We start from the raw sequence: 3,192 nt of genomic DNA, 5'->3' as shown, positions 1-3,192 counted from the left end.
CGGCCGGCCCTGCGCCGGGCCCTGGCCCCGCTGGTGCCCCCCGTCCCGCTCGCCGACGAGGCGCGGCGCGAGCCGGGTCTCGCCCTGCGCGCCGCCACCCACGACCTCTCGACCGAGGAGCACTGACATGCCCGACAACCACCCCGTCGCCCTGGTGACCGGAGCCACGAGCGGCATCGGCCTGGAGTCGGTGCGGCAGCTGGCCCGCACCGGGCACCGCGTCTTCCTGTGCGCCCGTACCGAACAGGACGTGAAGCAGACCGTGCAGGACCTGCGCGCGGAGGGCCTCGACGTCGAGGGGCAGGCCGCCGACGTGCGCTCGCGCGAGTCGGTGGTCGCGCTCGTGGCCGCGGCCGTGGAGACGTACGGGCCGATCAACGTGCTCGTCAACAACGCCGGACGCAGCGGCGGCGGCGTCACCGCCGACCTCAGCGACGACCTCTGGTACGACGTCATCGACACCAACCTCAACAGCGTGTTCCTGGTGACGCGCGAGGTGATCAAGAACGGCGGCCTCGCCGACGCCGCGTACGGGCGGATCATCAACATCGCCTCCACCGCGGGCAAGCAGGGCGTCCTGCTCGGCGCCCCCTACAGCGCCTCCAAGCACGGCGTCGTCGGCTTCACCAAGGCGCTCGGCCGGGAGCTCGCCCCCCACGGCGTCACCGTCAACGCGGTCTGCCCCGGCTACGTGGAGACCCCCATGGCCCAGCGCGTGCGGCAGGGGTACGCCGCCGCCTGGGACACCACCGAGGAGGAGGTGCAGACGCAGTTCGAGGCGAAGATCCCGCTCGGCCGCTACTCCACGCCCCAGGAGGTGGCCGCCCTGGTCGCCTACCTGGCCTCCGAACCCGCCGCCTCGATCACCGCGCAGGCGCTCAACGTCTGCGGTGGCCTGGGCAATTACTGACATTCGCCCGGGACGTCGAGGCGTCCGGGACGTCGAGGAGAAGAGGAAGACGTGAACGTGGTGTCGTTGAGTGGGCGGGTGCACCGCACGGTGCACTCCGTCGAGGTGGACGCGGCGGCCGGGGTCGTCTACGGACTGATCTCGGACGCGGTGCAGTGGCCGCTGTACTTCCCGCCGAACGTGTACGTGGAGCGGCTGGAGTTCGACGGGACGAACGAACGGCTGCGGATGTGGGCCACCGCCAACGGCGAGGTCCGCTCGTGGATCTCCCAGCGGGTGCAGGACCCCCAGGAACGGCGCATCGAGTTCCACCAGACCCTGCCGCAGGCCCCCGTCGAGACCATGCACGGCACCTGGGTCGTCGAGGAGAGGCCCGGCGGCACCAGCCTGCTGACGCTGCTGCACGACTTCACGGTCGTCGGCGGCCGTCCCGAGGACGTGGCCTGGGTGGAGAGCGCCTGCGACACCAACTCCCGCGCCGAGCTGGCCAACATCAAGCGGCTCGCCGAGCGCTGGACGCGCCTGGACGAGCTCGTCCTGTCCTTCGAGGACTCCGTACGGGTCAAGGGACCCGCCGAGCTGGTCTACGACTTCCTGTACCGCGTGGGCGACTGGCCCGACCTGATCCCGCACGTCTCGCGCGTGGACCTGACCGAGGACAGCCCCGGCGTCCAGCTCATGTCCATGGACACGCTGACCGCCGACGGCAGTACGCACACCACCGAGTCGGTGCGGGTCTGCTTCCCGCACGCCGGACGCATCGTCTACAAGCAGACGGCCACGCCCGCCCTGATGGAGGCGCACACCGGGGAGTGGTCGGTCGTGCCCGACGAGACGGGCGTGACCGTCGTCTCGCAGCACAGTGTCGTGCTGCGCGAGGAGGCGGTGACGCGGGTCCTCGGTCCGGCGGCCGACCTGACGACGGCCCGCCGGTACGTACGCCGGGCGCTCGGCCAGAACTCCTCCACCACCCTCGACCTGGCCAGGGAGCACGCGGAGACGGCGGTCCGGATGTTGTGACACCCCGCGCCTCGACCGTTCCCGGACCGCGCCTCGACCGCGCTCCGGTCCCGCTCGAGCCGTCGCGACCAGGCTGGTGACGCCGGGCGGCGCACCGGCCTGGTCACGGACGACGACACGGGCGGAAGGACGGCACCAGACATGAGCACGGACACGGACGCGGACACCACCGGACCTCGGGACCGGATCGCGCAGTACCTCTCCCGCTTCTTCCCGGTGCACGACCTCGACGACGAAGCCGACATCTTCGAACTCGGCTTCGTCAGCTCGATGTTCGCGATGCAGCTCGTCTCCTTCATCGAGCAGGAATTCGGCGTCACCGTCGACAACGACGACCTGGAGCTCGAGTACTTCCGCTCGATCAGTGCCCTCGACGCCTTCGTCGCGCGCAAGCTCTCCACCTCCCTCGCGCGGTAGGCGCAGATGTCCTCATGGCTGGAGCGGCCCGTGCCCCCCTCGTCCGTATGGAAGTACCCCACGCCCGCCGCGAAGCCCGACCCCGGGCACGAGCGGGAGGCGGAACCGGTCGCGATCGTCGGCATGGGCTGCCGGTTGCCGGGCGGCATCGACACTCCCGAAGCCCTGTGGCAGGCGCTGCTCGACGGCGCCGGCACGGACGGGCTCCTCGACGACGTCGCCGGGTTCGACGCGGACCTGTTCCGCATCCCGGCCGCCGAGGCCCGGCACCTGGACCCCGGGCAGCGCATCGCCCTGGAGACCGCCTGGGCCGCACTCGACGACGCCCGGATCGTCCACGACGACCTCGTGCACGGCCGCACCGGCGTGTTCATGGGCACCAGGGCGCAGGCCGTTCCCGACCGCATCGCCCGCACCCTCGCCGTCGCCACGGCCTGCGCATCCTCGCTCACCGCCGCACGCCTCGCCGTACGCAGTCTGCGCGAGGGGGAGGTGGACCTGGCCCTCGTGGGCGGCGTCCACCTGCTGCTCAGCCCGCACATCACCCGGCACGTACGCGGGGAGGGCTCGGGCGCCCTGGTCCTGCGGCGCCTGTCCGACGCACTCGCCGCAGGCGACCGGGTCTACGCCGTGATCCGCGACGTCGCCGTCACCGACGGCGGGGCCGACCCCGGGCACGACTCGTGCGTACGGACCCGCGTCGGCGAGGACGGGGCCGCGGGCGTCATGGGCCTGATGAAGAGCGCGCTCGCCCTGCACCACGGCGAACTCCCCGCGGGCCTGCCCGGGCCCGCCGAACGCACTCCGTGGCCGGGCGGCGCCCGCCGTGCAGGCGTCAGCGGCCC

General features: G+C 72.3%; 4 protein-coding genes. All 4 read left to right on the top strand.

Going from position 1 to position 3,192, the window contains the following annotated elements; genetic code table 11:
• Positions 1-127: 127 nt before the first annotated feature.
• Positions 128-910, top strand: a complete 783-nt coding sequence (gene fabG, locus G3I40_RS46105) for a 3-oxoacyl-ACP reductase FabG (protein WP_164560750.1) — start codon at positions 128-130, stop codon at positions 908-910.
• A 57-nt stretch (positions 911-967) separates the two neighbouring features.
• The gene (locus G3I40_RS46100) at positions 968-1,930 is read left to right on the top strand and encodes an aromatase/cyclase (protein ID WP_164560749.1); all 963 of its coding nucleotides are present in this window, start codon (positions 968-970) and stop codon (positions 1,928-1,930) included.
• A gap of 141 nt (positions 1,931-2,071) precedes the next feature.
• Positions 2,072-2,347: an acyl carrier protein gene (locus G3I40_RS46095; RefSeq protein ID WP_164560748.1), complete on the top strand. Its 276-nt coding sequence runs from the start codon at positions 2,072-2,074 to the stop codon at positions 2,345-2,347.
• 30 nt (positions 2,348-2,377) lie between these two features.
• On the top strand, positions 2,378-3,192 hold an 815-nt coding region (locus tag G3I40_RS46090), incomplete at its 3' end, for a polyketide synthase (RefSeq protein ID WP_343245230.1).

Origin of the sequence: Streptomyces sp. SID14478 (assembly GCF_010548525.1) — a bacterium.
In the GTDB taxonomy this organism is placed as follows: domain Bacteria; phylum Actinomycetota; class Actinomycetes; order Streptomycetales; family Streptomycetaceae; genus Streptomyces.
This window is presented reverse-complemented; position numbering and strand designations above follow the sequence as displayed.

Bases quoted from the DNA above. Each gene is read 5' to 3' on its own strand.
- G3I40_RS46095 (WP_164560748.1), top strand. From the start codon at position 2,072: ATGAGCACGGACACGGACGCGGACACCACCGGACCTCGGGACCGGATC.
- fabG (WP_164560750.1), top strand. From the start codon at position 128: ATGCCCGACAACCACCCCGTCGCCCTGGTGACCGGAGCCACGAGCGGC.